The 1597-nt window shown below is 68.8% G+C and carries 3 protein-coding genes; 2 read left to right on the top strand and 1 reads right to left on the bottom strand.

Annotated features, from left to right (window positions below; translation table 11 throughout):
• Nucleotides 1–609 (top strand): bifunctional RNase H/acid phosphatase (locus WA944_RS12545; protein ID WP_526369030.1); only part of this gene is annotated, 609 nt, incomplete at its 5' end.
• Here the strand turns inward: WA944_RS12545 and relB are convergent.
• Nucleotides 600–1184: a type II toxin-antitoxin system RelB family anti-toxin gene (relB, locus tag WA944_RS12540; RefSeq protein WP_526369032.1), complete on the bottom strand. Its 585-nt coding sequence runs from the start codon at nucleotides 1182–1184 to the stop codon at nucleotides 600–602. The two genes, WA944_RS12545 and relB, sit on opposite strands and share 10 nt — an antisense overlap.
• A gap of 46 nt (nucleotides 1185–1230) precedes the next feature.
• Here relB and WA944_RS12535 point away from each other — a divergent pair.
• Nucleotides 1231–1597, top strand: a 367-nt coding sequence (locus WA944_RS12535) for an FAD-dependent oxidoreductase (protein WP_526646992.1), incomplete at its 3' end; no start/stop codon positions are given.

Here is a 1597-nt window from a genome sequence, read left to right as displayed (position 1 = left end):
GCGCCGACCCGGTTGCTGCTCCTTCGTCACGGGCAGACCGAACTGTCGGTCCAGCGCCGCTACTCCGGACGGGGCAACCCGGAGCTGACCGATCTCGGTGCACGGCAGGCGGAGGCGGCCGCGCAGTACCTCGGGGTGAACGGCGGTATCGCCGCCGTCGTGTCCTCTCCGTTGCGGCGGGCTCACGACACCGCCTCGGCAGCGGCCGGGAAGTTGGGCCTCGACGTCGTGGTCGACGAGGACCTGATCGAGACCGACTTCGGTGCGTGGGAAGGACTCACGTTCGGCGAAGCCGCCCAGCGCGATCCGGAGCTGCACCGCAGCTGGCTGCGCGACACCTCGGTGCCGCCGCCGGGCGGGGAGAGCTTCGACGCCGTCGCCACTCGGGTACGTATCGCCCAGCAGCGGATCATCACCGAACACAGTGGCCAGACGGTCCTGGTGGTCTCGCACGTGACGCCGATCAAGACCCTGCTGCGAGTGGCGCTCGATGCCGGTCCGGCGATTCTGTACCGGCTGCACCTCGACCTCGCATCGCTGTCGATCGCTGAGTTCTACCCGGACGGCGCGGCATCGGTGCGGCTGGTCAATCAGACCGCCTACTTGTGATCAGTGTGCAGGTGTGCCCGCTCACCGTGTGCGCCGAACAGCGCGATCGCTTCCACCGGGCCGTCGACGACGCCGAACCAGTGCGGCGTCCACGTCGAGAACTCCACGGCCTCACCGGGTTCGATGACGAAGTCACGGTCACCGAGGATCAGCCGAAGCCGCCCGGACAGCACGTACATCCAGTCGTGCCCTTCGTGGACCGGTAGCTCGGCGGGTGGGGTGCGCCGCCGCGCGCTGACCCGGAGTTTGAACGCGTGGAGTCCGCCTGCCGGGCCCTGGCGGGTCAACGGCCAGTAGGTGACCAGATGGCGGGTGTGTGAACCCCCTCGCACCCGCGGGTCGGGCGCTTCGGGGGCGCTGAGCAACTCGTCGGTGCTCACCGACAGTGCAGCGGCCAACCGGGGCAGGTGGTCGAGAGCCAGACGGCGCTTGCCGGATTCCAAGCGGCTGAGCGTGGAGACGTCGATGTTGGACCTGCCGGCGACGTCGTCGAGCGTCATGCCCCGCTGCTGCCGTAGTTCCCGCAGTCGGCGCCGCACCCGGAGATCCACGCTGTCCTCGTCTTTTGCCTCCATGGCAAGCTAGCTTGGCATTGATGCGGTGTTTGGGCAAGCTCGGGTCATGGAAAATGATTGGGAGTGCCTGGTCGTCGGCGGCGGAGCTGCGGGACTGAGCGCCGCGCTGGTGCTCGGTCGGGCCCGACGGCGCACGCTGCTCGTTGATGCCGGCCGACAGAGCAACCTCGCGGCCAAGGGGATCGGCGGCCTGCTGGGTCACGATGGGCGGCCCGCCACCGAGTTGTACGAGCTGAGCAGAAAAGAGCTGCAACAGTATCCGAGCGTCGAGGTGCGAAGCGGGGAGGTGCGCACCGCCCAGCGCCGCGACGGCGGATTCGACATCGAGCTGGCCGACGGCAGCCACGAGCGCGTCAAGCGGGTGCTGCTGGCGATGGGGATGGAGTACCGCCCACCACCACTGCCCGGTCTAG

Source organism: Mycobacterium sp. (genome assembly GCF_049683355.1).
GTDB lineage: Bacteria > Actinomycetota > Actinomycetes > Mycobacteriales > Mycobacteriaceae > Mycobacterium.
This window is presented reverse-complemented; position numbering and strand designations above follow the sequence as displayed.